Source organism: Nocardioides sp., from assembly GCF_024509035.1.
Lineage (GTDB): Bacteria > Actinomycetota > Actinomycetes > Propionibacteriales > Nocardioidaceae > Nocardioides.
Map to the genome: position 1 here is coordinate 1 of NZ_JANINT010000151.1, position 24,050 is coordinate 24,050.

19 protein-coding genes are annotated in these 24,050 nt (G+C 65.5%); 12 read left to right on the forward strand and 7 right to left on the reverse strand.

Annotation, left to right across the window (positions count from 1 at the left end; translation table 11 throughout):
- The 4 genes from Q0L15_RS11995 to Q0L15_RS12010 form a co-directional block, all read right to left on the reverse strand.
- On the reverse strand, positions 1-221 hold a 221-nt coding region (locus Q0L15_RS11995; protein ID WP_296604637.1), incomplete at its 3' end, for a TMEM165/GDT1 family protein.
- Between the two features lie 454 nt (positions 222-675).
- Complete coding sequence (locus tag Q0L15_RS12000) at positions 676-2,406, reverse strand: TniQ family protein (protein WP_296604638.1); 1,731 nt, start codon at positions 2,404-2,406, stop codon at positions 676-678.
- Complete coding sequence (locus Q0L15_RS12005) at positions 2,403-3,605, reverse strand: TniB family NTP-binding protein (protein ID WP_296604639.1); 1,203 nt, start codon at positions 3,603-3,605, stop codon at positions 2,403-2,405. Before Q0L15_RS12005 ends, Q0L15_RS12000 begins: the two co-directional genes overlap by 4 nt.
- Positions 3,602-4,537, reverse strand: a complete 936-nt coding sequence (locus Q0L15_RS12010) for a hypothetical protein (RefSeq protein WP_296604641.1) — start codon at positions 4,535-4,537, stop codon at positions 3,602-3,604. The genes Q0L15_RS12005 and Q0L15_RS12010 overlap by 4 nt, the downstream gene beginning before the upstream one ends.
- A gap of 136 nt (positions 4,538-4,673) precedes the next feature.
- On the opposite strand from Q0L15_RS12010, the gene Q0L15_RS12015 reads away from it, so the two are divergent.
- The gene (locus Q0L15_RS12015; protein WP_296604643.1) at positions 4,674-5,453 is read left to right on the forward strand and encodes a hypothetical protein; all 780 of its coding nucleotides are present in this window, start codon (positions 4,674-4,676) and stop codon (positions 5,451-5,453) included.
- Positions 5,454-5,806: 353 nt separating this feature from the next.
- Here the strand turns inward: Q0L15_RS12015 and Q0L15_RS12020 are convergent, their stop codons facing one another.
- Positions 5,807-6,385 carry a hypothetical protein gene (locus tag Q0L15_RS12020; protein WP_296604645.1) on the reverse strand — a complete coding sequence of 193 codons (579 nt, stop codon included), beginning with the start codon at positions 6,383-6,385 and terminating at the stop codon, positions 5,807-5,809.
- Positions 6,386-7,119: 734 nt separating this feature from the next.
- Here Q0L15_RS12020 and Q0L15_RS12025 point away from each other — a divergent pair.
- Both Q0L15_RS12025 and Q0L15_RS12030 read left to right on the forward strand, forming a co-directional pair.
- Positions 7,120-7,515: a helix-turn-helix transcriptional regulator gene (locus Q0L15_RS12025; protein WP_296604647.1), complete on the forward strand. Its 396-nt coding sequence runs from the start codon at positions 7,120-7,122 to the stop codon at positions 7,513-7,515.
- A 1,178-nt stretch (positions 7,516-8,693) separates the two neighbouring features.
- Positions 8,694-11,288 (forward strand): N-6 DNA methylase, encoded by a 2,595-nt coding sequence (locus tag Q0L15_RS12030; RefSeq protein ID WP_296604648.1) that lies wholly within the window; start codon positions 8,694-8,696, stop codon positions 11,286-11,288.
- A 15-nt stretch (positions 11,289-11,303) separates the two neighbouring features.
- Here the strand turns inward: Q0L15_RS12030 and Q0L15_RS12035 are convergent, their stop codons facing one another.
- Positions 11,304-12,056 (reverse strand): hypothetical protein, encoded by a 753-nt coding sequence (locus tag Q0L15_RS12035; protein WP_296604650.1) that lies wholly within the window; start codon positions 12,054-12,056, stop codon positions 11,304-11,306.
- 118 nt (positions 12,057-12,174) lie between these two features.
- Here Q0L15_RS12035 and Q0L15_RS12040 point away from each other — a divergent pair, with 118 nt between their 5' ends.
- The 5 genes from Q0L15_RS12040 (at position 12,175) to Q0L15_RS12060 (ending at position 19,920) form a co-directional block, all read left to right on the forward strand.
- Positions 12,175-15,306: a DEAD/DEAH box helicase family protein gene (locus tag Q0L15_RS12040; protein ID WP_296604652.1), complete on the forward strand. Its 3,132-nt coding sequence runs from the start codon at positions 12,175-12,177 to the stop codon at positions 15,304-15,306.
- Positions 15,307-15,452: 146 nt separating this feature from the next.
- A complete protein-coding gene (locus tag Q0L15_RS12045) occupies positions 15,453-16,532 on the forward strand; it encodes a nucleotidyltransferase (RefSeq protein ID WP_296604654.1) in 1,080 nt (359 codons plus the stop codon).
- Between the two features lie 7 nt (positions 16,533-16,539).
- Positions 16,540-18,108 carry a ThiF family adenylyltransferase gene (locus Q0L15_RS12050; protein ID WP_296604655.1) on the forward strand — a complete coding sequence of 523 codons (1,569 nt, stop codon included), beginning with the start codon at positions 16,540-16,542 and terminating at the stop codon, positions 18,106-18,108.
- Positions 18,105-18,605 (forward strand): Mov34/MPN/PAD-1 family protein, encoded by a 501-nt coding sequence (locus Q0L15_RS12055; RefSeq protein ID WP_296604657.1) that lies wholly within the window; start codon positions 18,105-18,107, stop codon positions 18,603-18,605. Before Q0L15_RS12050 ends, Q0L15_RS12055 begins: the two co-directional genes overlap by 4 nt.
- Before the next feature lie 25 nt (positions 18,606-18,630).
- Positions 18,631-19,920 carry an SAVED domain-containing protein gene (locus Q0L15_RS12060; protein ID WP_296604659.1) on the forward strand — a complete coding sequence of 430 codons (1,290 nt, stop codon included), beginning with the start codon at positions 18,631-18,633 and terminating at the stop codon, positions 19,918-19,920.
- 411 nt (positions 19,921-20,331) lie between these two features.
- Here the strand turns inward: Q0L15_RS12060 and Q0L15_RS12065 are convergent, their stop codons facing one another.
- A complete protein-coding gene (locus Q0L15_RS12065; protein ID WP_296604661.1) occupies positions 20,332-21,198 on the reverse strand; it encodes a DNA-formamidopyrimidine glycosylase family protein in 867 nt (288 codons plus the stop codon).
- A 101-nt stretch (positions 21,199-21,299) separates the two neighbouring features.
- Here Q0L15_RS12065 and Q0L15_RS12070 point away from each other — a divergent pair, with 101 nt between their 5' ends.
- The 4 genes from Q0L15_RS12070 to Q0L15_RS12085 all read left to right on the forward strand — a co-directional run bounded on the left by Q0L15_RS12070 (position 21,300) and on the right by Q0L15_RS12085 (position 24,047).
- The gene (locus Q0L15_RS12070; protein ID WP_296604663.1) at positions 21,300-21,554 is read left to right on the forward strand and encodes a hypothetical protein; all 255 of its coding nucleotides are present in this window, start codon (positions 21,300-21,302) and stop codon (positions 21,552-21,554) included.
- A gap of 93 nt (positions 21,555-21,647) precedes the next feature.
- Positions 21,648-22,850: an ATP-binding protein gene (locus tag Q0L15_RS12075; RefSeq protein WP_296604665.1), complete on the forward strand. Its 1,203-nt coding sequence runs from the start codon at positions 21,648-21,650 to the stop codon at positions 22,848-22,850.
- Between the two features lie 23 nt (positions 22,851-22,873).
- On the forward strand, positions 22,874-23,242 hold the full coding sequence (locus Q0L15_RS12080) for a VOC family protein (RefSeq protein WP_296604666.1): 369 nt from the start codon (positions 22,874-22,876) through the stop codon (positions 23,240-23,242).
- Between the two features lie 7 nt (positions 23,243-23,249).
- The gene (locus Q0L15_RS12085) at positions 23,250-24,047 is read left to right on the forward strand and encodes a glycerophosphodiester phosphodiesterase family protein (RefSeq protein WP_296604668.1); all 798 of its coding nucleotides are present in this window, start codon (positions 23,250-23,252) and stop codon (positions 24,045-24,047) included.
- Positions 24,048-24,050 lie beyond the last annotated feature (3 nt).

Here is a 24,050-nt window from a genome sequence, read left to right on the forward strand (position 1 = left end):
CCGGCGGCGATCGAGATCCAGTGCTGCTGGTCGGCGAACGCGTCGCCGATGAAGTAGCCGATGCCCACCGAGGCGAGGTGGACGACGGCTGTGGCGACGGTGATGCCGATGAGCACGTCGCGCGCTCGGTAGCGGGCGGCGAACGTCATGGCCATCAGCTGGCTCTTGTCGCCGAGCTCGGCCACGAAGATCACGGCGGTGCTCAGCAGGAAGGCGTACATGGTGGTCGGATCCTCTCCGAGTCCGGCCGAGGGCATCGGCCAGATCCTGGACGACCCTTCGACCAGGCTCGTCCGTCTCAAGGGTCGGGCAGCTGGTCGAAAGTCTCGTCCGCCACCGAGGTGGCCTGCCGCGCCGGGCCCGGGGGCCAGCATGTCGACGCGACTGTTGGGGACTACTCCCTTTCGGCGCACACCCTACGTCACGACCCGGCGCGCGCCGGGCCCGGACCCGGCGGCGTGTGAACCTTCACTTTGAGTGGACATTCGTGGCCCCCGCCTGAGCGTGACGTTTCACTTGGTGGCCACGGCCGATTTCACTCTCGGTGGACATGAGTGCTTGCCGTTTCATTTTGCGTGGACATGACCGGTTCGGTCGTGTCACTTAGCGTGGACATGAGCGTACGTCGCTCCGGAGCAGTGCAGTCACGTGGCGGAGGATCACGCCTTGAACGCGTCAGATGTCGGCGTCGATGGTGGCGGCGAGGCGCGCGGCAAGAGCGTCGAGGTACCGCAGGGTGGCGTTGCCCCAGCGCCGGTGATCGTGTGCAAGTCGGGTGCCGTTGGTGCTTTGGCGGCCGTTGCGCTCGATACGGGTCATGGGGGCGAGAAGTGGGTCTCCGATGGTGATGAGGCTCCAGACCCAGGCGGAGTATTCGATGTGCCGGATCTGCCAGGGGCGATTGTTGCGCGCGAGCGAGGTTTGGAGTGGGGTCCATTCGTCGTCGGGGATGCGCCAACCGGCGTCAAAGTGGTCGCGGCGTCTGCGGTAGTCGATTCGAGCAGCGGTGGCGTAGTGGCTCGTGATTGCTGCGATGCGGCGGAACAGTTCGGGTTCGCCGCCATGGTCTCGGAAGGCTTCAGAGGCGCGGGCGCAGGCGGCGGCTGTGAGGGTGTCGGGATAACCGAGCAGACGTCCTGCTGTGGTGGCGTCGATCTGCGACGCGTGCATGGCGACGGCAATTGGGGCGTAGCGACGGAGGGGGCGTTCGTAGCGGCTGCGTTGGCCGTTAGTCCCGGATGGGTGACGAGCGTCGGCGAGGTGTGCGTCAAACAGGGCTGCGGGAAGGTACGCGGGGATGTGTTCGGGGGCGAGACCTTCGACCGTGGGCAGGTACGCGGCGAGGCGTTGAGGTCGGGTCGTGCTTCGCTTGTGACGGTGGAGGGCTTCGTGGAGCCGAAGTGAAGGGCCGCTTTTGTTCTTTGCCTGCTCCCAGGGTGTGGGTGCTTGCTCGGTGGCTTGACGGTTGAGGTCGGCGAGGTCGTCTGAGGCTTCGGCGTTCTTGAGCAGTTTGTCTGCGGCGAGCAGAAGACCTGCGGTTGCTTGGCCGGAGCCCGGCGGGATGCTGTGGTCTCGGGCCTTGTCGCTGTTGTGCCGCCGTTCGTGGGCGTGCTGTCGGGCGGCGTCGGCGTAAGGGGTTGGCGTTAGGTCGTCGGGCAGGCCGACGGCGACGAGAAGGAGTGCGATCAGGCGAAGGTCGCGCAGCCACTGATTGCCGTCGGCGGTGGGATTCGCCACGGCCTGGTTGAGACGCTGCTGAAGGAACAGGAGATGCGGCTGCGCCTGTATGGGGTCCGCTTGGTCGAAGCGGTGGTTGCACATGACCCGTCCAGTGGTGCTGCGGCAGGCGGCTGGGTGCTCAACCGGGCTCGCGACGCTCGGGATGAGGCTCCTGATGGATCCGGGGCCGGGGTCGCCGAGAGACGTGCCGCATGCGGGGCACTGGTCGATGAGCAGAGTGCCGTGGATGGTGCAGGCCAGCGCCCACGGCATGATCCATCGGGTGCTCCAGACCGGGTGGGGTGATTCGCGCAGACAGTCTGGGCATGCGCGGGTACGGCCCGGATTGACCCACTTGTTTCCGTAGTTCGAGCGGGCGATCCGTTTGCCGGGGCGCGCCATGTCGAGCACAGTCCCGAAACTGTCCAGCGTGAGCCCGGTGACTTGCGCGTCGGTTAGCCCGGAGGCGGTTCCGAGCCGTTGCGCGGCATCGAGTGGGAGCGTGACGCTGTAGGAGAGGTCGAGCACGCTGACACGGGTGAGGGTCTTGATGCCGGTGCGTTTGATGACATCGGCTGGGGAGAGGTCCAGCCGGTGGGCGAGGTTGAGCAGATATCCGGCGAGGGATTCGCCCGGCAGGGGCTGGTTCGAGCGGGGCAGTCGCCGGGCCCAGGGTGTTTCGCTCACGCGGCCCCCGCTTCTGTGCGCGGTGGCTGGTCGTACATGGTGTTGCGCCCCTTCTTGCGCTTCCTGGTCCCGGACTTGCTCGGCGGAGGTGGGGTGAGGGGGTCCACGTCTTCCTTGAGGGAGAGGACGGACGGGATAGGGGTGTCGTCGAAGTCGGCTTGGGTGAGGTATTCGCCGCCCCTCTTCTCCGGTCGTCCGACGGCTTTCATGGCGGCTATTGAGACCCACTTGGTCAAGACTCCGATGACACCCTCGGTCTGTTCGTGCAGGTAGTCGGCGAGGTCATCGGAGAGCATGCCGGGTGCCTTGTGGATGAGGAACAGATCCTCTTCGAGCGCGCGGAGGTGGGCGACCCAGGCCCTGATATCGGAGGGGGAGTCATAGGGGAATGGCTCCATGGTGAGGACGGTGAACCGGCGGGCGGTCTGGGTACGGAGTTGCTGTTCTCGGTTGGTCTTACCGTCGTAGAGGATTCCGGAGCCTCGGACGTCGACGCCCATGGCGACGATGGTCACTGAGGTCTCCATGAGGTTGCGGATCCAGTCCGAGGCGAACCGGTCAGCCTCGTAGTCCTTGTAGCGGGTGATGTCGTCGAGGACGAGCAACTTTGTCCCGCAGTCTCGAATGGTGTCTTCGACGCGCTTCGTGAGGGCGGCGTCGGTGTCACTCTTGCGGAGTGGTGCACCGTAATAGTCGAGGATCGCTATGGCGAGGCTCCGGATGGACAGTTTTGGGGGGACGGTCACCCAAGCGACCGGCACCCAGCGGTCGTTGCGCGGCGGGAACAGGCCGGGGGCGAGTTGCTGAAGTGCGCGGACTTCGTTGTCGAAGTCGGCTGCGATCTCACGCATGAGAGTGGACTTGCCGAGGCCGCCGTCGGCTGAGATGAACACTCCGGCACGAACGCCGGGGTCGCTGGAGAACAGGTTGGCGTGCAGGGTCGGTTCAAGGTCGGAACGGACTTGCTGCGTCATCGGTGTCTCGTGCTTAGGCAGGTTGATGTTCGCGATGCGCCGAGCGAGGTCGTAGCGACCCCGGTCGGCGGGCGTGAGGGCGTCGTACTCGTCGGGCGTGTAGAGGGGAGGCGGCTCGTAGGCGTGGCGGTCGGTGACGAACTCCTGCCATCCGTCGAGGTTGGAGATGTCGGCCTTCTTCAACTGGATGAACCAGGCGTTGCTGAAGGTGGGGGCGATAGTCACGCTGCACCGTCCGTGTCGATGGGGTGGTAGCCGCCCAACAGGCCGGACCTTCCGGATCCGAGTTGTGGGGCGGCCTCGATGTCGTTACCTGCGGTGGCCTTGGCGCGTTGTGCCCTGCGCGTCGCTTCGACGGCCTGTTGGTGGGCGGTCTTCTGGCTGGTCACGACGGCACCGGCCGTTGCCTTTCGGCCTTCAGTCGAGTCGGACACGTCCGGCTCGGTCGACCGCAGCCCTGCCTTGGTCATGTCGCGTTCGGCGAGTTGGAGTTCGCGGTTGTGGCGGGAGGCGGCGGCGTTGGTCTTGCGGTCATCGGTGGTCCACTGTCCGGTCGAGTCGGGCACCGGCAGGATCTTGGTGAGCAGGATGAGCGCGAGTTCGTCGGAGTCGTACCGCTTGAGGTCGCCGACCCGTCGGCGAAGGGCATTGACGTGCCGCTTACAGAACGCGGGCAGGTCGCCCCTGCAGCCGGACCATTCGAGTTGGTGGCGTTCGCCGTTGGCGTCGATCCAATGGACGTAGCGCAGGTCGCGTTCGTCGGCCTGGACGACCCACTTTTTGGAGCCCGTGGGGGCGGGCTTGTAGCGCCATAGGTCGAGGACTGCGTCGTCGTACCAGAGGCCGTTGACGTTGATCCCGCGCGAGTGAATCTTGACGTGTGTGGTGCGCAGCGCGGCGTAGTAGTCCTGGCTGGTGAGGATGTTGGGGATGAACCCGCCGGTGGTGATGCCGTGCTGGTAGAGGTCGTTGGGCGACCAGTCCCCTTCGGGGCACCAGGCGGGCTTGTGCTTGTCCATGATGTGGGTCTGCCAGACGAGGATGACCCATTCGGTGATGAGGTCTTCGAGTCGCTGTGCGGTCCATTCGGCTTCGGCCTCGACGTTCTCGCCGCGTTCGGCCGGGCCTGCTGCCGCGGTACCCCGCGAGTTTCTCAAGGAGCATGGAGCGGAGTGCGCCGAAGAACCGTTCGACGGGTGCCTTGTCGGATCCCATCCTGACGCGGGCAGGAAGCAGGTCGACTTTGTACTTCTTGGCCAGTTGCCTGGTCTTGCGGGACTTGTAGGTGCTGCCGTGGTCGAGCCCGAGTGCTTCGACGTTGATGACCGGCATCCCGGCCACCTCTGTGTAGCCGCCGACGGTGGCGAGCAGGTGCTCAGGCATGCCGACGAAGGACCACCGGTACTCGCTTCCCCACTTGGGATCCATCTGCTTCGGGCGGCCGATATCGAGGAACGTCATCGCCACGTCGAACGCGGTCTCGGACTGTTCGACGACCCGCAGTGCGGGACATGCCCACGAGTAGCCGTCGATGGCAGCGATGAGCGACCCGCGCACCACTCCTTCGAGTTCGGTGCCTTTCAGCAGGACGTCGAGGCTGTTGGTGTCCATGAGGACGAGTTGTCCCGGCCGGGTCAGGTTGGTCCGGTCGAATCCGCCCTTGGGTGCTTCGGTTGCGGTCGCGCGCGTGGACGCACGCCCAGTGAGTTGGCTCGGCGTGTAGTTGTCGTGAAGCCATCGCCACCATGTGCTGTAGGACGGCTTCTTGCAGGACTCGAACCAGACCTCGCCTCTGGTGAAGATGAGCCGCCCTTGGGTTTCGGTCCAGAGGGTCTGCAACGTGGTCGTAGAGCCCTTCTTGCGGCTCTCGATCACTTCGCGAGTGGCCTGCTCGAACTCGGCTGTCATGGCGCGGCGTCCGCTGGAATGCCGGGGCTTGTGCTTGCCGAGCGAGTGGTGGATCGCATCGCCGCTTTGGAGAGCCTTGTCGATGCGCCGCATCGTCCTGACCGACATCTTGAGCCCGAGTTCCCGGTTCGCGGGGGTGTCGAGTTCTACGGCCTTCGCCAGTAGCCGGGCCCCTTTGGTCGTTGTCTTCGGGTCGTACTGGGGGCGGGGCTCACCAGTGCGGGCATCTCGCGCTTCGCCGGACCGGAAGCCGGTAACGGCCTCCTGCACTTCGTCGATGCGAAGCATCGCCAACCGACGGTCGTGGTCGCTGACGAACCCGGACAGGTCGACGAGGGCGGGCTTCTCCTCGGGTACGGCGAGCGCGGGGTGATGAATGAGTTCTTCGAGCGTGAACGTCGAGAAGGTGCCGGTCTGGTCGACGGCCACGATGTAGCCGTCAGCCCGGTTGTACGACTCGACCTGGTGCCACTTCCCGTACAGGAGGAACTCGTTGCCGGGGACGGGACGGAAGTTGCTCACACTGCACCGCCTCCGGAAAAGTGCTCGGGCAGGTAGACGAGGGTGTCGTCGTCGAACGGCTCAGCAACATTGACGGAGAGTTCCCGCCCCCACAGCAGCAACTGCGCGACAGCCCGCGAGACGGCAGTCGCCTCGAACCCGTCGGTCAGTTCGTCAAAGCGAAGTGGCCCACCGGAGAGCCTGTCGATGAGGTCCTCGCCGTACCCGAAGACGTCCTGAGCGGTCGAATGCGCGGTCCACGCGTCAACGGCAGCGAGCGGTGGCGGCGGGTAGCCGACAACTAGCGTGTTGTGCCAGCCACGCGAGAGGCACATCGCTCCAAGTGCTGCCACGTCTTCGAGCAGCCGGGGCTTCACCAGCGTGGCTGGTCGACAGTTGATGACGGTCGGAACCCCGTCAACCCAGGCCAGGAAGTCCGGGGTGTGATGCCGGACCCGGCCACTGAGTTCGTAGGACAGCGTGAACGGTTGCGCCGCGACCGAGGTCGCGCCGTGGAAGTCGAGCAGGAGGAGCGTCTTCCGCTCGAACATCGACGCGTGCGCATGCAGCCCGTCGGTCGAGTCCAGGTAACGCACCCCGGCACGTCTTGTTCTTGTGCCACGAGTTCTTGAGCATCGGATCGGCCGCCAGCAGGTCCCCGACCGAGACGGTCGCTGCCCGCTGCGTCAAGAGGTTCCGGCCATGCATGAACTCCACGGTCCACCGGTGTCCCCAACCCTCGGGCATCCCGTCCAGCGGCTCGACGGACTGCAAGTAGGCCAGGTCCTCCCACGACGCGGTGTGCGACCAGACCGGCCTAACCGGCTGGATCGGCGGCCGATACCGCAGCGCAGGCGGCTTATGCCGCCCGAGGGATGAGGTCTGGACGGGTGCCGTGAGGTAGTGGACGTTACTCATGCGCTGTCCTTTGCGCTGACTGGGTGGACTCCGGGCCACGCGCCGCTGCGGCGGCCACGAGGGGATGGCTGGGACGGTGACCTCGGAGCCGACCTCGGTGCTGCAGAGGTGCCAGTCGACGTCCTACACCAGCAGACCGCCAGATGTCGAACAAACGTTCGAAGTCGACGTGGAGGCTGGCCGTGGCCCCCGGGGGACGCCTCTGGTGCTCCATGCGTCGAGGGTGAGCAGCCGACCACGCCGATCAGCGGAAGCCATGCCGACCGGGGCCGAGGGAGTGCAGGCGAGTTTAACCATAAACTCGTTCATCCGAGAGTTCATCTGTGAAACTAGAGATTAGCACTAGAGATCTTGACAAAACGTATGCATTTCGCAGGACGAGGCGCACAGAGCCCTGCTCTAGACTTCCCTCGTGGGTGAAGAGTCCGAAGACCGCGAACCGCGCCTGTGGCTTGCCGACGAAAAGGCCCACGGCAAGAACAGAAACGGCGGCCGACACGTCTTTGGTGTGACACGCAGGCCACAGTGGAAGCCAGCGCAGACGGATGCAGAGAAGGCGTCTCTCGCTGCAGCGGCGCACCATCACCAGATCGCGCGGGAGATCGTGGCACGCATCAGAGACGCGGGGCTGACGCGAGGGGAAGCAGCCACGCGTGCCGAGATGAACGTCAACACCCTTGGACGCATCATCAACGGAACGACATCTCCCACCCTGTATCAACTGCACCGCATCGCCGGTGCGGTCGGCGTCCCGTTCCTAGGTGGCTATCCCAACCCTGATCAGGGAACCCTCAACGACGCCGGGTAGTGCCCGTGCCGCACGGATTCGCGTGCATCGAGTCGACTGGGAGCCCGGTCGGCGGGCAGGTAAGCCCGATGCATCATCGCCGGTCGCGGGACGTCTAGTCCGGTGTGCCGCCCTTGTCGGACCCCGCGTCTACCGTGCGGGACCCGAGTCGAGGGTCGGCGGCTCGTCACGTAGCCCTAGCCTGCGAGAGGACCCGCAAAGTGTCACCCAACTGTTCCCAGACCCGCGGCACAAGCGTCGAGATTCAGGCGCGTGCTTGGCACGCCCTCAGCGACGAGTGGATGAATGGCATTCCGTTCAACCACCTCGGTTGCACGAGTCCGAACCATGCCCCCGAGTACGTGGCGTGGTCGCCTTGGGCACCGGCGAACCTGCCCTCGATGAGCCGGGTGGCCTGGGCGGGGTCGTGCGTAATCCGCTCACCGAGGGGCTGTGGGTACGTGCGCCTCATCTTGCGTTGCCCGCGTGCGGCCCGGAGGCGGCTGCCCCGGATCAGTGGGGGGCATACGACTGTGGGAGGGCTCGACCCCTCCGCTGGTGGTTCAGAGCCCCGACTGGACCCCGCCGACCTTGCCCGAGCCGCGCGTGTTCGTGCCCGAATTACTTCGTCTCTCTGAGTAGGCATGAGCGGAAGCCGGTCGGGCAAACGCTGTCGCAAGCAGCGATACCGCACGCGCGTCGACGCACTGATGGCACTCGCCCGCATACAGAGACGCGACAACACCAACCGGCCTAGGCAGGAGCACCGTGCGTACCAGTGCGACCGGTGCTTCGGATGGCACCTCACCAGCGCCCCCGTGCGGCGTCGATGACGATCATGACCGAGCAGCCGAGGAGCCGTCATGGCTGGCCTGTGAGGTTCGCCGTCGGAGACGGGACGGTCACTACACGCCGACGCCGTCCGCAGGTGCCTGCTCCTCGCCGAGGAGTCTGTGCGCCACCTGGGCGGAGGGGGTCGCCGGTGGGAGGCCGGTGCCCCCGGTCACCTCATCGCCACCATCGCCGGGCCAGGCGCGTTCCACTGACTCTGTCGGCGGTCCTCTCTAGGGTTGAGGTGTTTCAGCGTGTGCGCGCCGAACCGGTCGACCAGTCGTCAATTCCGGGCAGTGTGGATCACAGCATCTGTGCCGAATAGCCGTACAGCACTACTCGATTGCAGTTAGAAGCGGAGCAGTTTGATGAGCAACCTTGGCAACTTCGTCTGGTCGATCGCGGACCAGTTGCGAGGCGTGTACCGGCCCAACCAGTACGGCAACGTCATCCTCCCGATGACGATCCTCCGCCGCCTGGACTGCATCCTCGAACCCACCCGAGATCAGGTGCGCGCCCTCGCCGAGTCCGAGAGTCGCGAGGAGATTCTCGACATAAAGGTTCGTCGTGAGTTCGGGCTGAACTTCTACAACACCTCCGCCTACGACCTAGCACGCCTGAAGAAGGACCCGGACGGTCTTCGGCACAACCTCATCGACTACGTGAGCAAGTTCTCGTCCAATATTGATGTTTTTGAGCGGTTTGGGTTCGAGAACGAGATTACGAAACTCGACGAGAAGAACCGGCTCTACATTCTCCTGTGCAGGTTCGCCGACATTGACCTGCACCCGGACACGGTGACCAATGCTGAGATGGGCGACCTGTTCGAGGAACTCATCCGCAAGTTCGCCGAAGCCTCCAATGAGACCGCCGGAGAGCACTTCACTCCACGTGACGCCATTCGTCTGGCTGTCGACCTAGTCTTCGCCGAGGACGGAGACGCACTCACCGAGAAGGGCGTCGTCCGCACGGTCTACGACCCCACCGTAGGCACTGGTGGCTTTCTCTCCGTTGCCGATGAACACCTCAAGTCCCGCAACCCAGATGCTCGCCTGACCCTGTTTGGCCAGGAGATCAACGACCAGTCCTACGCCATCTGCAAGAGCGACATGATCGCGAAGGGCCAGGATCCAGCCAATATCAAGTTGGGTGACACCCTCGCCGAAGATCTGTTCGCCGGGCGCACCTTCGACTACTGCCTTTCCAATCCGCCCTACGGCGTCGACTGGAAGGCTTCTCATGAAGACGTTGTCGCCGAGTACGAGCGCGCCGGAAAGGACTCCAGGTTCCCTGGCGGACTGCCGCCCACGTCTGACGGACAGATGCTGTTCCTCCAGCATCTTGCGACAAAGATGCGCCCAATCGAGGATGGTGGTGGTCGCGCCGCCATCGTCCTCAACGGCTCACCCCTATTCAGCGGTGGCGCAGAATCCGGACCGAGCGAGATTCGCCGCTGGCTGATCGAGAGCGACATGGTGGAAGCCATCGTCTCTCTCCCGACCAACATGTTCTACAACACCGGCATCTCGACCTACATCTGGCTGCTCGACAACACCAAGCAAGCCGCACGCGTCGGCAAGATCCAGTTGATCGACGCGTCCGACATGTACACCAAGATGTCCAAGAGCCTCGGGTCCAAGAGTCGTGAACTCCCCGACTCTGCGCGCGAGACCATCATGCGGCTGTACGACGATCTCGCCGAAAGCGACCATTCCAAGAACCTCAGCAACGACGAGTTCGGCTACTGGACCATCACCGTCGAACGTCCGCTCAGACTAAACTTCAACTGCACGCCCGACCGCATTAAGAATGCACTCGCAGCCAAGTCACTCAAGACGCTTGACCTCGACACACTGGGCGAGTGCCTTGAAACGTTCGGGCTGGACACCTACTTCAACCGCGAGGCGTTCCTCAAGGACCTCAACCCACACCTTCGCGACCACGGCCTCGTGCTGACCACGCCACAACGAAAGGCTCTCTGGCAGTCCCTCGGCGAGCAGGACGAAAAAGCCGACATCTGCTACGACAAGCACGGCGATCCGGAGCCCGACACTAGTCTTCGAGACACCGAAACTATCCCGTTCACGTATGGGGGGAACACTGATGGTGACGATGGTCGCAACATCACGATCAGTGCTTACGTCGAGAACGAAGTCCTTCCGTACCTCCCAGATGCTTGGGTCGATCACGCCAAGACCAAGGTCGGATATGAAATCCCCTTCGCGCGCCTGTTTCGACCTGACCCGAAGTCGTTCGATTTCCATGGAACCGTGGATAGGTTCGCAGAGTCTGAGGCCGAAGCAACGAGGCTCGCACTCGCTGTCCGCGAGTTCGCCAGCGGCTTCGCCCGCCTCGCTCGCGAGCAGTCGTGGCCGGTTGTCCCGCTGCGTCGTGTGGTGCGGATCGTCAATGGTGGAACGCCGACTCCCGAGGACGAGAATTGGGGTGGAGACGTCCATTGGGCCACGCCCGTCGACATCAACAATGCAGACGGGTTTCTTCGAGCGACGCTGCGCACGGTCACAGAACAAGGGCTCGGAAACGCGCGGGTATTGCCGCCTGGAAGTGTTCTGGTCAGTTCACGAGCGCCCATTGGAAGCGTCGCTGTCACCGAGATCGCGACGACGTTCAATCAGGGCTGCAAGGGGCTCGTTATGACTGGCGGCTTTCTGACAGCCGAATGCCTCGCCTATCAACTGATGGCTTCCAAGGGCCTGCTTGAGTCGCTCGGTCAGGGCACCACGTTTATGGAGATCAACTCGGACAAACTGGCGAGTGTCCCTGTGGTAGTTCCTCCCCCGGAATACCAAGACGGCGCTGCGTTCGCAGAGTGCATCGCGTCGTTCCACGGGGCGCGCAGATTGTTCGAGTCGTTAACCGATCAGGCGCGGGTCCGTCGGCGGGGCATGGACCTGCTGATCGGGCTTGGTGCAGCACCCGATGGCGGCCTAGGTGGGGCGTGACCGCCGGGAGTGCTCTCAGGGCGTTGGCGCGATGTCGGGCGTGATCCTCGTAGCGCGTCGCCAGACGAGGGTGACGTAGTGAATCGCGCCCGGCATCACGGAGGCGTTACTGCCGACGACCCTCTCGGTGGAACTCGCCCAACGTTGGCCCTCGAACGTGAAATTTCTGGACAGTGCTTGTGCCCCTACCGTTACAGGGTCGCTGAGGATCTGGGCAATCCGAGCCGTGCCAACCCGACGGTTCGCCTGATGGAGCGGGCCTTCGCCGCGCCACTTCAGGTGGGCGGTCTCGGACAGGCAGATAACCAGGAGGTCTGCGCGGTCATTCTTGAGAAGGTCGATGTCCTTTTCCAGTTGAATGCCGTCGAGATTCCTTGTCTTCCCGAGCCAGCCTCGGACCTTGAACTCGATCCGCACAAACCGTCCAGGAGGGACGTCTCCGCCTCCCACCTTGCTGTCGCTCATCAGTTGCTCGTCCGGGTCCCGCGGGAAGATGGTCTGCCCTGCAAGGCGGAGTTTGGCCCTCGCCCCCGTGCCAAGAGCATCGCCATTCCGATTCCAGCCGATGAGTCGACCGCGCCTGTCCAATGTGACGTGCTGGACCTTCGCCCCGTGGTAGTTGATGCCGATGCGAAGTGTGTAGTGGGGGTTCCGCTGCTCCCGGAGGAGGACGAACTCGACATGATGCTGGACATACGACTCCGACGACGTCGCTATCGGGTTGCGAGCGAGCAGGTCTCTGAGGCTCGAATGGATCGATGCGCGCATCGAGTCAGGGGGAACGATCGGCACTGCGTCTATCTCCGGTCCGCATACATTTTGTCAAGCGCCTGCAAGTCTGCACCGGTTCGTCGCCGCGCGTGCTGCTTTTCCGAAAGGAACGCGGATGGGTTCTGAGCATGAAAAGGCATTCGAGGACGAACTGTGCGCATACCTGGAGGCCCACGACTGGCTGTACTCAGCCACGGACGCCGGGTATGACAGGGACCGCGCACTATTCCCTGACGACGTTTTCGGCTGGCTTGAGGACACGCAGCCGGAGGAGTTAGCGAAGGTCGTTAAGCCGGACGCGAGCGCTGTGGACGGGAAGAAGTCGCGAGAGCAGTTCCTCGACCGTCTGGTGAAGACGCTTGACGCGCCACTTGACGCTGGCGGCGGCACGCTGAACGTACTCCGCAAGGGGTTCAAGAAGACCCCCGCGAAGTTCCAGATGTGCGTTTTCAAGCCCGCCACCACACTCAACGAGGCAACGTTGGAGCGGTATGGCAAGGTCCGCCTCCGCGTGATGCGCCAGGTCCACCACTCGCGTCAGCGGCCGAGCGACGCCATCGATCTGGTCTTCTTCATTAACGGCCTTCCAGTTGCGACGGTCGAGTTGAAGACCGACACGATGCAGAGCGTCGAGGACGCCAAAGTCCAGTACCGCAAGGACCGGCTGCCAAAGGGCGAACCGCTGCTGCAGTTCGGTTCCCGTGCGCTTGTGCACTTCGCCATGTCGAACGACGAAGTCCACATGACCACGAAGTTGGCCGGGGCGGGCACCTTCTTCCTGCCGTTCAACATGGGCAACGACGGGGGAGCCGGGAACCCGGTCAACCCCGGGGGCTCCGCAACGTCCTACATGTGGGAGCGGGTCTGGAACCGCGACGCGTGGCTGCACATCATCGGGAAGTTCCTCCACATCGAGCACCGCGACGACATCGACCCCATCACCGGTGCGAAGTCGAAGGAGATGACGCTGCTGTTTCCTCGCTTCCACCAGTGGGAACTTGTTACCAACCTGCTCGACACCGTCAAGGCTGAGGGAGCCGGTCGCCGCTACCTCGGACAGCACTCCGCCGGATCCGGTAAGACCAACAGCATCTCCTGGCTCGCCCACGGCCTCTCCACGCTGCACGACGAGAACAACAGCAAGGTGTTCGACTCGGTCATCGTCGTCACCGACCGCAACGTCCTTGACGACCAGTTGCAGCAAGCCATCAAGCAAATCGAAGGCACCGCCGGAACGGTCGCCCGCATCAACATCGACGAGGCCCGCAAGGTCGGCCAGACCTCCAAGTCCGGCCTGCTGGCTCAGCAACTGCTGAACGGCAAGTTGATCGTCGTCGTCACGATGCAGACGTTCCCGTTCGCGATGGCCGAGATCGCCGCCAACAAGGGGCTGGCGGGCAAGAGGTTCGCCATCATTGCTGACGAGGCCCACTCTTCCCAGACCGGCCGCACCTCGCAGCAGTTGCGGAAGGTCCTCACCGCCGAGGAACAGGCCGAAGTCGAGGACGGGGGAGAGGTCGCGGTCGAGGACATCCTCGCCGCCGAGATGGAAGAACGCGCCGAGTCAAAGAATCTGTCGTTCTTCGCGTTCACCGCCACCCCGAAGCCCAAGACGATGGGCCTGTTCGGTCGCAAGGACGCTAACGGCGTCCCGCAGCCGTTCCACACGTACACGATGCGGCAGGCCATCGAAGAGGGCTTCATCCTCGACGTTCTCCAGAACTACACCACCTATGACACCGCCTTCCGGATCGCAGAGAAGGTCAAGGCGCAGGCCAAGGACAGCAAGGCCAAGTTGTCCCAGGTCAAAATGGTCGACGAGGCCGAGGCAACCAAGGGCCTCATGCGGTGGGTCTCCCTTCACCCGACCAACATTGCCCAGAAGGTCCAGATCATCGTCGAGCACTACCGCGCCAACGTGCGGCACCTGCTCGACGGTCACGCCAAGGCCATGGTCGTCACCGAGTCCCGCGAAGCCGCTGTCCGCTACAAGGAAGCCATCGACGCCTACATCAAGAAGCGTGGCTACAAAGATGTCGCCACCCTTGTCGCGTTCTCCGGCTCCATCGACGTACCCGGGGTCGCCTTCCTCGGCGTGACCCCGCCCTACACCGAAACCAGCCTCAACCCCGACCTGCGAGGCCGGTCACTGCCGCGTGCGTTCGCAACCAACGAGTTCCAGATCATGCTCGTCGCCAACAAGTTCCAGACCGGGTTCGACCAGCCGCTGCTTTGCGCCATGTACGTGGACAAGATCTTGCGAGGCGTCTCCACCGTGCAGACCCTCTCGCGGCTCAACCGCACCTACCCGGCGGGCGGCAAGGACACCACCTTCGTCCTTGACTTCCGCAACGACCCCGACCAGATCCTGGCCGACTTCAAACAGCATTACGAGACCGCCACCATCGAAGGCGAGACCGACCCGGACCTGGTCCACGACCTCCAAGCCAAGTTGGACGCCGCTGGCATCTACACCCCCGGCGAAGTGGACGCGTTCGCGGACGCGTACGTGCTTGGCAAGGGCAACAGCGCCCTCCAAGCCCCGCTGAAGGCAGCCAAGGACCGGTTCAACAACCGCTACAACACCGCCGTCGAGGCAGGCGACAAGGCGACCATCGACGAACTCGACCTGTTCCGGAAGGACGTCGGCTCCTTCATCCGGCTCTACGACTACCTCTCCCAGATCGTGAACTACCAGGACGCCGATCTGGAGAAGCGGTCCCTTTACCTGCGGTTCCTCGCCCGCCAGTTGACGAACCGGCAGCGCAACCAGGAGATCGACTTCTCCACCGTCGAACTCACCCACATCAAGCAGACCCGGACCAGCGACGTCGCGCTCGACCTTAGGCAGGGCGAGGCCGACCCGCTCAAGCCCGTCTCCGCCGCTGGCACCGGCGCGAAGCACGACCCCCGCATGGTCCGGTTCGAGGAGATCCTCAACAAGGTCAACGACCTGTTCGCCGGAGAAGACTTCACCCCCGCCGAACAGCGCTCCTGGGTCGAAGGCGTCGTCACCGTCCTCATGGACGACGACACCATTCAGTCTCAAGCCGCCACCAACTCCAAGAAGCAATTCATGGAGTCCCCGGACCTCTCCGATGCGGTCATCGAAGCCGTGCTCGGCAACCAGACCAGCCACAACAAGATGGCCGACATCTTCTTCACCGACGACAAGGTCAAGGTCGCTCTCGTTCACCTCCTCGGCTCACTCGTGCACGAGAACCTTCACGCCGAGGCCCGCGCATAGGAGCAACGACCCGGCAGGAACGGCTCCGAGCATGCCGATTAGAGGCAAGGCGATACCGATCGGACCGTTCTGCGCGCAGACCTGTCGGTGGTGGCGCGTACGGTCAGAGCGAACGAATACGAGGGAAAGCAACGAGGGATTGAACCATGGAGACGCTGGACAACGAGTTCGGGCAAGCGGTCCGCAATGTGACCATCAGTGGCGACAAGCGAGACCGCGCCATCGCGGCCCACACGGAGGTCCGCGACTTGCTCGAAGCCGATGCGGAACTCTGCGAATGGGGCATCGACTCCATCCTCATTGGGTCCTACGCCCGCCAGACGGCTAGGTATCCCGGCAAGGACGTCGACGTCTTCCTTCGGCTCAAGAACCTCTCGGTCCGGCACAGCCCGGAGAAGGTCTACAACGCCGTCGAGCGCGTACTCGTTGCGAAGTACGGCCTCAAGGACCGCGACATCGACGGTCGCGTGACTCGTCAGGCCCGGTCCCTCAAGATCGACTTCCCGGACCCCAACGACCAGTACAGCGACAACTCGTTCTCCATCGACGCCGTCCCAGCCGTCCCGTGGGCGGAGCACTGGGGCATCCCGAACCGCGACCGCGACTTGTGGAACAACGACGACAAGCGCTGGATCAAAACCAACCCGGTCAAGTTCGCTGACGACACGAAGGCGCTCGCCACCGCCACGTGGAGTCCCGCCGTCGGTGGCGTCAACGCCTACCGGCCCGTTGTGCGGCTCCTCCGACAGGTACGGCACATCCACTTCGGGAAGGAACGACCCGGTGGCCTCTTCACTGAGGTTGTTGCTTACTACGTCTGGAAGGACCAACTCGTCACCGGCACCACTTGGGCAGAACTGCTGACCTCGACCATGGATCAGGTCGCCAAGCGGTTCGAGACATGCGCCGAGGACGGTCTCCCCGACCCAGTGCTCCGAACACCCATGAAGCCCGCTCTCGACTCATGGCAGTGGAACGTCGCCGCACAGAGCCTGAACCGTCTCGCCGAGCAGGCCCGTGAGGCGCTCAACTCCGAACGATGCCGCGCAGCGAAGATGTGGCGCGAAATCCTCGGAACCAACGAGCGCGGACAGGTGCTGCCGCTCCCCGAAGGCTGCGACGCGAACGGGTTCTCCCTCGGGGCCGTCACCGCTGTCAGCGCGGTCGGCAGCAATCAGCCACGCGGGTTCGCGAGCCCTCCGTGGCCGGAACCCCGTCACGGGTAACCCCCCGTTGGAGACCTACGACGACGCCGCGTTCGAGCGGTTCTGCTCTGCGCTAGTCAACGCAGGCTTCTCCCCGGTGCGGAACACCGGGCAGGCAATGTGGACCGGCCCCATACGCGAGAGCCTCAAGCCCCTCACCGACGCAACTCGGATGCAGGTCTGGTTCCCCCAAGGCTGGCCTCTTCGCTACGCCCACGTGACCGTCGATAGGCTCAAAACCGAGCACGCCGCCCACGGCACGATCTGCCTCTGGGCCGACGACGACCCCGCCCAGGTCGAAGGACGAGACCCGGACACACTGTGGGCACGACTCGATCAATGGGCGGAGACAGCGCAGCGCGGCTTCCGACTCGAAGACCGCGCCCTCGACGCCTATCTCCAGTTCGGAGGGAGCAACACCTACCAAGCGGAACTTCCCTTCGGCGATCTCATCCGCGCCGGGAGCAACGGATACCGCGCCGCCCTCACAGCCACAAAGCAAGGCAAACGAGCACTCATGCTCAAGCCTGCTGATGCCTCGCCAGATGAAGACGGCGACCAGGGGTTGCTGAAGGGCGCGTTCTACCTTCGACGTGACATCGGTGTCCCGCCCCGGAACCTCGACGACATCAGGGCAGCACTCACCAAGAGGCAGAGGGACGACCTTGAACGAGGACTCAGCGAGAGGGCACCCAGCGCCCTCGCCGAGCCCAGTGGCGGATACGACTTCGTGGTCCTCGCCTGGCCCCGCCACGATCGTGAGCACGACGCCGTAGTCGTCGGCTTCGAGGGACAAGGCGACACTCTCAAGACATCGGCAATGTCCGCGTCACCCAACGACGCGACTGCTCGCAAGCGCCGAGCCGGACCCGACGTACAACTCCTCGCCAACAAGACGGTGCTGCTCGCTGGTGCCGGATCCGTGGGCGGACACGTCGCTGTCGCTCTCGCCGCCAGCGGCGTCGCTCACATTCGACTCCACGACGACGACTACCTCAAGACGGGAAACCTCGTCCGCCACGTCAGCAACCAGTACCTCGTCGGCTACCGGAAGACCCTCGCTGTTTCCATGACGGTGGACGACCACGCGCCATGGACCGATGTCGACCCGAATGGCGGCCTACCGCATGACCCAGCGGGGCTCACCGCCCAGGTTGAAGGTGTAGACCTCGTCATCGACTGCACCGGCCTCTTCTCCTTGTCAGCCGCCCTCGCCGATGTCTGCCGTCGAACCGGAACGCCGCTCATCACTGGCGCGATCTTCCATCAGGGCGCGATCGCACGCGTGCAGCGCCAATCCGAGGGCGACACTCTCATCGCGGCCCGCCCCACAGACCCGAACTACTACAACCTGCCGCCCCAGGATCCGGCCGAGCCAAACGCCGGATTCCTCGAACTGGGCTGCACCGCACCGATCAACAACGCCCCACCCACCGCCATCCTCGCAACGGCAGCAGATATCGCACACGCCGCAATCGACTACCTCACCGGGCGTCGGGAACGACCTGACGAGCGCATCCTCGTATTCCGAGCAATGGACGCACCATTCGACCGCACTGGCACCCTCGACCAGCCAAGGCCAGGTGGAGGCGCATGAGTAGTCGCGTACCCGAGCCGCTGCTCGTCGTCTCTGAATCAGCCGAATCCGCGATGGTCGCAGCAGCCGCCAAGGCCCACCCCAACGAGACCGGCGGCATCCTGATCGGCGTCTACCTCGACGACCAGCCATGGGTCACCCGAGCCATCGAGATTCCCAGTCCGTATCGAGGGCGACACCACTACAAGATCCCGGCAGGGGCAACACAGCCAGCCGTGCACGCCGCGCGGCGAGACGACCACCGCCTCGGATACCTCGGCGACTGGCACACCCACCCCGCCGACGTTGGACCCAGTCCGACAGACCTCGCAACGCTCGCGCTCTTTTCGATCACGCACCCGCTGACACCGAACCCGACACTCGTCGTCGTCCGCAACACCGGCGACGGATACGTCATCGACGCCCGCCGGATCCTTACGATCACCCCTCGCACATGCGGCTTGCGAATCGCAGGCGACCTGCCAGTCGATCCCCTCAGCCCCGAAGGCAAACAATGAGTGTTCGCGTAGAAACGGAGCACCGATGACCAGGATCTCGCCCGACGCGTTCGGACCGGTTTTCATCTCTTACCGCCAGAGTGATGGCACAGACATCACCGCCGAATTGGCGTGGTTGCTTCGCGCCGCCGGAATCCCCGTGTGGCGCGACAAGGACGACCTGCCTCCCGGCGACACCACCGAACGGCTCGAACAAGCCATCGGCGAAGGGCTCGCTGGAGCCGTTCTGGTCATTACCCCCGAAATCGAAAAGAGCACGGTCGTCAAGAAGACCGAGGCACCACTCCTAGTTCGGCTCCATGCCGAACACCCCGAGTTCGCGCTCGGCATTGCGAACGCCGTCGAGCGTGAGCCCGGCAAGATCGACTACGGGGCACCAGATCGCCTTCTCAATCACGCGGACCCCACATTGGCCTCCGTCGACCAACACCCAACAACCCGCGCCGGGATCCTCGTGCTCGTGCAGAAACTCTTGGCGCATCGGATCGCACAAACCCGCGCGTCGATCGCATCAGAAGGCGGAACCTTCAACCTCAACATCCAGACCCGCAACACACCGCAGGTCTACGACCGGACAGGCAGCCACCTTGATGTCCGCATCCGCCCGTCGACCCACGAACGCCTGCCGAGTGTGGACGGACTCCGCGACCTCGCCGACACGATCCGATACCTCCCCGATTCCGTCACCCGCTCCGGCGCGAACAGAGTCCGTATCACCGGTGGCGCGCACTTGTCCGTCGCTTTCGCCATCGGCGCGTCGCTACCGTCATCCCGCATCGGACACATGGACGTCATTGACCAACGAGGAGAAACCTGGGCCAGTGACGGCGAAGCGAGAATGCCGGAGCGGCCGTTACTGGCGGTGACAAGCCAAGGCACCAACGCGACCGTCCAGTCCTCCGGACGACCGTCCGTCGCGGTCTACCTGGATCTGCTCCCTCAGCGAAGCGACGCAGCCTTCGAGCGGTACCTCGACGAGTGCCGACCCGACATCGCCGCATGGCAACACCTCACCTACGCGGTGCAAGAACTGCTCGATCCAGCCACCGCCGGAGAAGTCGCGGCAGAGGCTGCCCACCGCATCCGCTCGCTGGCGAATGACCATCGGAATGCCGAGGTCCACCTTCTGCTCCGATGCCCATATCCGATCACCCTCCTTGTCGCTCGACTCACCAACACCCTGCGGATCGTCCCGTATGAGTGGGACGACTCAGATCCGGCCCCAGGGGACGACGACTATCGGGCTAGATACGTGCCGACGGTGCGCGTCCGCACCTCAGCCGTGGATGGCGTGATTCAGCAAGTCACCCTGTAAGTACGCCCGATCCTTCGCGTTGCCGAACTCCACGCTGAGGGCGCTCCAACCGCCGACGCGTTCTACACAGCCAAGGTCAGGATTCTGGCCGTTCACCTGGTGACACCGGCTCGCCTGACACGCTGCTCCGGGCTGAGCCGTCTGAGCCCGCATGTCACGACTGCGCGGACACCAAGCCGGGGGACTGGTGTACCTGCACACCGAACACCAGCCTCACCGCCCGTCGACCTTGGGCGATCGCCCGACGACGGAAGAGTCGACATTCGCCCTCGTGCGGTGAATCGAGTCGTGTCCACGCACGGTGAAATCGCGACGCAACTTGTGTCCACGTTGAGTGAAACGCCCACCGGGGAGCGTGGAATGGCCGCGCGAAGTGAAATTTGGTCACTCAAAGTGAAACGTCACACGGCGCTACTTCAGCAGCTTGCTGAGCCGCCGGTCGGCCAACGGCTTGCCGCCGGTCTGGCAGGTGGCGCAGTACTGCAGGCTCGAGTCGGCGAACGAGACCTCGCGCACCGTGTCGCCACAGACGGGACACGGCTGGCCGGTGCGGCCGTGCACCGCGAGGTTGGACTTCTTCTCGCCCTTGAGCTCGCTCGCCGCGAGCCCGCGGCTGCGGTCGACGGCGTCCCCGAGGGTCGTGCGCAGGGCGTCGTAGAGGATGTGCAGCTCGTCGTCGGTGAGGGTGCCGGCCGGCTTGAACGGCGACATCCGCGCCGCGTGCAGGATCTCGTCGGAGTAGGCGTTGCCGATGCCGGCGATCGTGCCCTGGTGGCGCAGCACGCCCTTGAGCTGCTTGCGGCCCTCGCGCTCGAGGATCTCGCGGAACCGCTCGATGGTGAACTCGTCGGTGAGGGGGTCGGGGCCGAGGCTGGCGATGCCGGGCACGTCGAGCGGGTCGCGCACGACGTACATCGCCAGGCTCTTGCGGGTGCCGGCCTCGGTGATGTCGAGCCCGGACTGGTCGTCGAGGACGACGCGCACCGCGAGTGTCGACTTGGTGCTGGGCTTGGGCGGGATCGTCGGCACCTCGTCGCGCCAGCGCACCCAGCCCGCGCGGGCCAGGTGGAGCACGAGGTGCAGTCCGGAGGCCTCGAGGTCGAGGAACTTTCCGTGGCGGGTGACGTCGTCGACGAGCGTGCCCTCGAGCGCGGAGAGGGGCGGGTCGAAGGTCTTGAGCGCGCTGAACGCCGCGACGTGGATCTTCGCGATGGCGTGGCCGTCCAGCCGGCCCCTGAGGTCGAGGGCCAGGGCTTCCACCTCGGGCAGCTCGGGCACGGGTCGAGTGTAGGCGGGCAGGCGGACGCCGCGACTGCCGCGACTGCCGCGACTGCCGCGAACCGGTGACAGCCGGGGCTCGGCGGGCGCATCATGGACAGGTGCCGGCCGTGCGTCCGCTCCCCGAGACGGGGTCGATCTTCCTCGACGCCCGCGGGGGCGACCGCGCCCTGCGGGTCTCGTGGCACCAGGAGTCCGGTCTGGTGGTGCTGTCGCTGTGGCGCGACAACGTCTGCGCGGGCTCGTTCCGCCTCGGCATCGACGAGGTGCCCGAGCTGATCGAGATGCTCCGGGCCGGCCTGGTCCGCTCCTACGAGCAGGCCCGCGACCGCCTCGGCGCGGTCGAGTCCGCCTGAGCCCACCGGGCCCGTCCGACCTGTCAGCCGGAGCCTGCCCGCGTGTCGCGCGATATCTACGAATTCGGCTAGACACCCGGATACGGTCCTGGCATGGACCCGATCCGCAACCCCTACGCGCCGGGGGCGGGGCAGCGGCCGCCGGAGCTGGCCGGACGCGACCGCGAGCTGGAGCAGTTCGAGGTGACGCTGGAGCGGGTGGGCGCCAACCGCCCCGAGCGCAGCATGGTGCTCTCCGGGCTGCGCGGTGTCGGCAAGACCGTGCTGCTCAACGCCCTGCGCGGCCAGGCCGTCCGACGGGCGTGGGGCACCGGCAAGATCGAGGCGCGCCCCGACCAGAGCATCCGGATGCCGGTCGCCCAGGCGGTGCATGCCGCCGTCCGCGAGGTCGCGCACCGGCACCGCGACCCCGATCGGGTCGATGCCGTCGCCGGCGTGCTCAAGAGCTTCGCGCTGCGCACCAGCGCCGAGGACCGCCGTCCCGCGAGCAAGGGTGGCGCCCGGTGGACCCCACCGGTCGACGTCGCGGCCACCCGCGGCCGCGCCGACTCCGGCGACCTCGAGCTCGACCTGGTCGAGCTCTTCGGCGACGTGGCTTCGCTGGCCGGCGACCTCGGCGTCGGGGTGGCGCTCTTCGTCGACGAGATGCAGGACATCGCGATCCCCGAGCTGGCGGCGCTGTGCGGCGCCTGCCACGAGATCAGCCAGCAGGGCGCGCCGCTCCTCGTCGTCGGCGCGGGGCTGCCACACCTTCCGGTCGCGCTCGCCGCGTCCAAGTCGTACGCCGAACGCCTGTTCCGCTACGTCTCGGTCGACCGCCTGCCGCGCCCGATGGCCGACCGGGCCTGGCGCGTCCCGGCCGGGGAGGAGGGCGTCAGCTTCGAGGACGACGCGCTCGACGAGCTCTACCGGCTCACCGACGGGTACCCCTACTTCGTGCAGGCCTACGGCAAGGTCACCTGGGATGCCGCGGTGGGCTCGCCCATCCGGGTCGAGGACGTCCGCGCGGCCGCGCCCGAGGCGGAGGCCGAGCTGGCCGTCGGGTTCTTCGGTGCCCGCTACGACCGGGCCACCCCGGCCGAGCGCGACTACATGACCGCGATGGCCGACCTCGGCGCCGAGCACGGGGACGCGGCCGTCGCCACCGCCGACATCGCCCGCCACCTGGGCCGCAAGCCGCAGTCGCTCTCCCCGGCGCGCGACGGCCTGATCAAGAAGGGCCTCGTCTACTCCGCCGAGCGGGGCAGCGTCGGCTTCACCGTGCCGCACTTCGGGAAGTTCCTGCGGTCGCGCTGACGGGCGTCTGAGAACATCGGCTGGTGGACCTCGTCCAGATCGCGCAGCGCGCCGACGACCTCGAGCGGGCGACCGCCTTCTACACGATGCTGCTCGGCGTCCCGCCGCTCGCGAGGTACGACCCGCCGGGCCTGGTCTTCTTCGACCTCGGTGGGACCCGGGTGATGATCGAGCGGGGCGCGTCCAGCGCGACGATCTACCTCCGCGTCGAGGACATCACCGCGACCCTCGCCCGCCTCGGCGACGCCGGCGCGGTGGTCGAGTCCGAGCCGCACCTGATCTTCACCCACGCCAACGACACGCTCGGGCCGGTCGGCACCGACGAGTGGCAGGCCTTCGTCCGCGACTCCGAGGGCAACCTCGTGGGTCTCGTCGAGCACCGGCCGCGGTGACCGCACGGTGAGGCCGCAGGTCGTCGCGCACCGGGGCGCGAGCTACGAGAACGCCGAGCACACGCTGGGCGCCTACATCGCCGCCCTCGACGCCGGCGCCGACGCGTTGGAGTGCGACGTCCGCCTGACCGCCGACGGGCACCTCGTCTGCGTGCACGACCGGGACCTGCGGCGTACGGCGCGCACCCGCGGCCTGGTCTCGACGATGGAGCTGGCCGAGCTCGACGAGCTGGACTTCGCCTCGTGGAAGAACCCCTGGGCCGACCTCGACGACGAGGCGCCGGCCCGTGACGAGCGGCTCGACCGCGTCCTGACGCTGCGCACGCTGCTGGAGACGGTCACCGACTACGAGCGCCCGGTCGAGCTCGCGATCGAGACCAAGCACCCGACGCGGTACGGCGGCCTGGTGGAGCGTCGCCTCGTCGAGGAGCTGCGCCGCGTGGGCTGGGACCGCCCGGGCTCGCCGGTGCGGGTGATGAGCTTCTCGTGGACCGCGCTGCAGCGGCTGGAACGTCTCGCCCCGGGCGTCCAGCTGGTCCTGCTGATCGAGCACGCCCGCCACTGGCCGTTCCTGCGCCGGCTGCTGGGCGACGACTGGCTGGTGGGGCCGGGGATCGGCGAGCTCATGGAGCACCCGCGTCTCGGTCGTCGCATCACGCGCAGCGGCCACGACATGCACGTGTGGACCGTGAACACCCCGGCCGAGCTGGAGCGCTGCCTGGAGCTCGGCGTCAAGGCCGTCATCACCGACCGCCCGGCGTACGTGCAGGACCTGCTCGACCGGCGCGGCGAGATCAACCACTAGGGT

What these genes read in the sequence shown, in the direction of transcription:
- Q0L15_RS12030 (WP_296604648.1), top strand. Translation starts at nt 8,694, where the DNA reads ATGAGCAACCTTGGCAACTTCGTCTGGTCGATCGCGGACCAGTTGCGA.
- Q0L15_RS12035 (WP_296604650.1), bottom strand. Translation starts at nt 12,056, where the DNA reads ATGCGCGCATCGATCCATTCGAGCCTCAGAGACCTGCTCGCTCGCAAC.
- Q0L15_RS12040 (WP_296604652.1), top strand. Translation starts at nt 12,175, where the DNA reads ATGGGTTCTGAGCATGAAAAGGCATTCGAGGACGAACTGTGCGCATAC.
- Q0L15_RS12045 (WP_296604654.1), top strand. Translation starts at nt 15,453, where the DNA reads ATGGAGACGCTGGACAACGAGTTCGGGCAAGCGGTCCGCAATGTGACC.
- Q0L15_RS12055 (WP_296604657.1), top strand. Translation starts at nt 18,105, where the DNA reads ATGAGTAGTCGCGTACCCGAGCCGCTGCTCGTCGTCTCTGAATCAGCC.
- Q0L15_RS12060 (WP_296604659.1), top strand. Translation starts at nt 18,631, where the DNA reads ATGACCAGGATCTCGCCCGACGCGTTCGGACCGGTTTTCATCTCTTAC.
- Q0L15_RS12075 (WP_296604665.1), top strand. Translation starts at nt 21,648, where the DNA reads ATGGACCCGATCCGCAACCCCTACGCGCCGGGGGCGGGGCAGCGGCCG.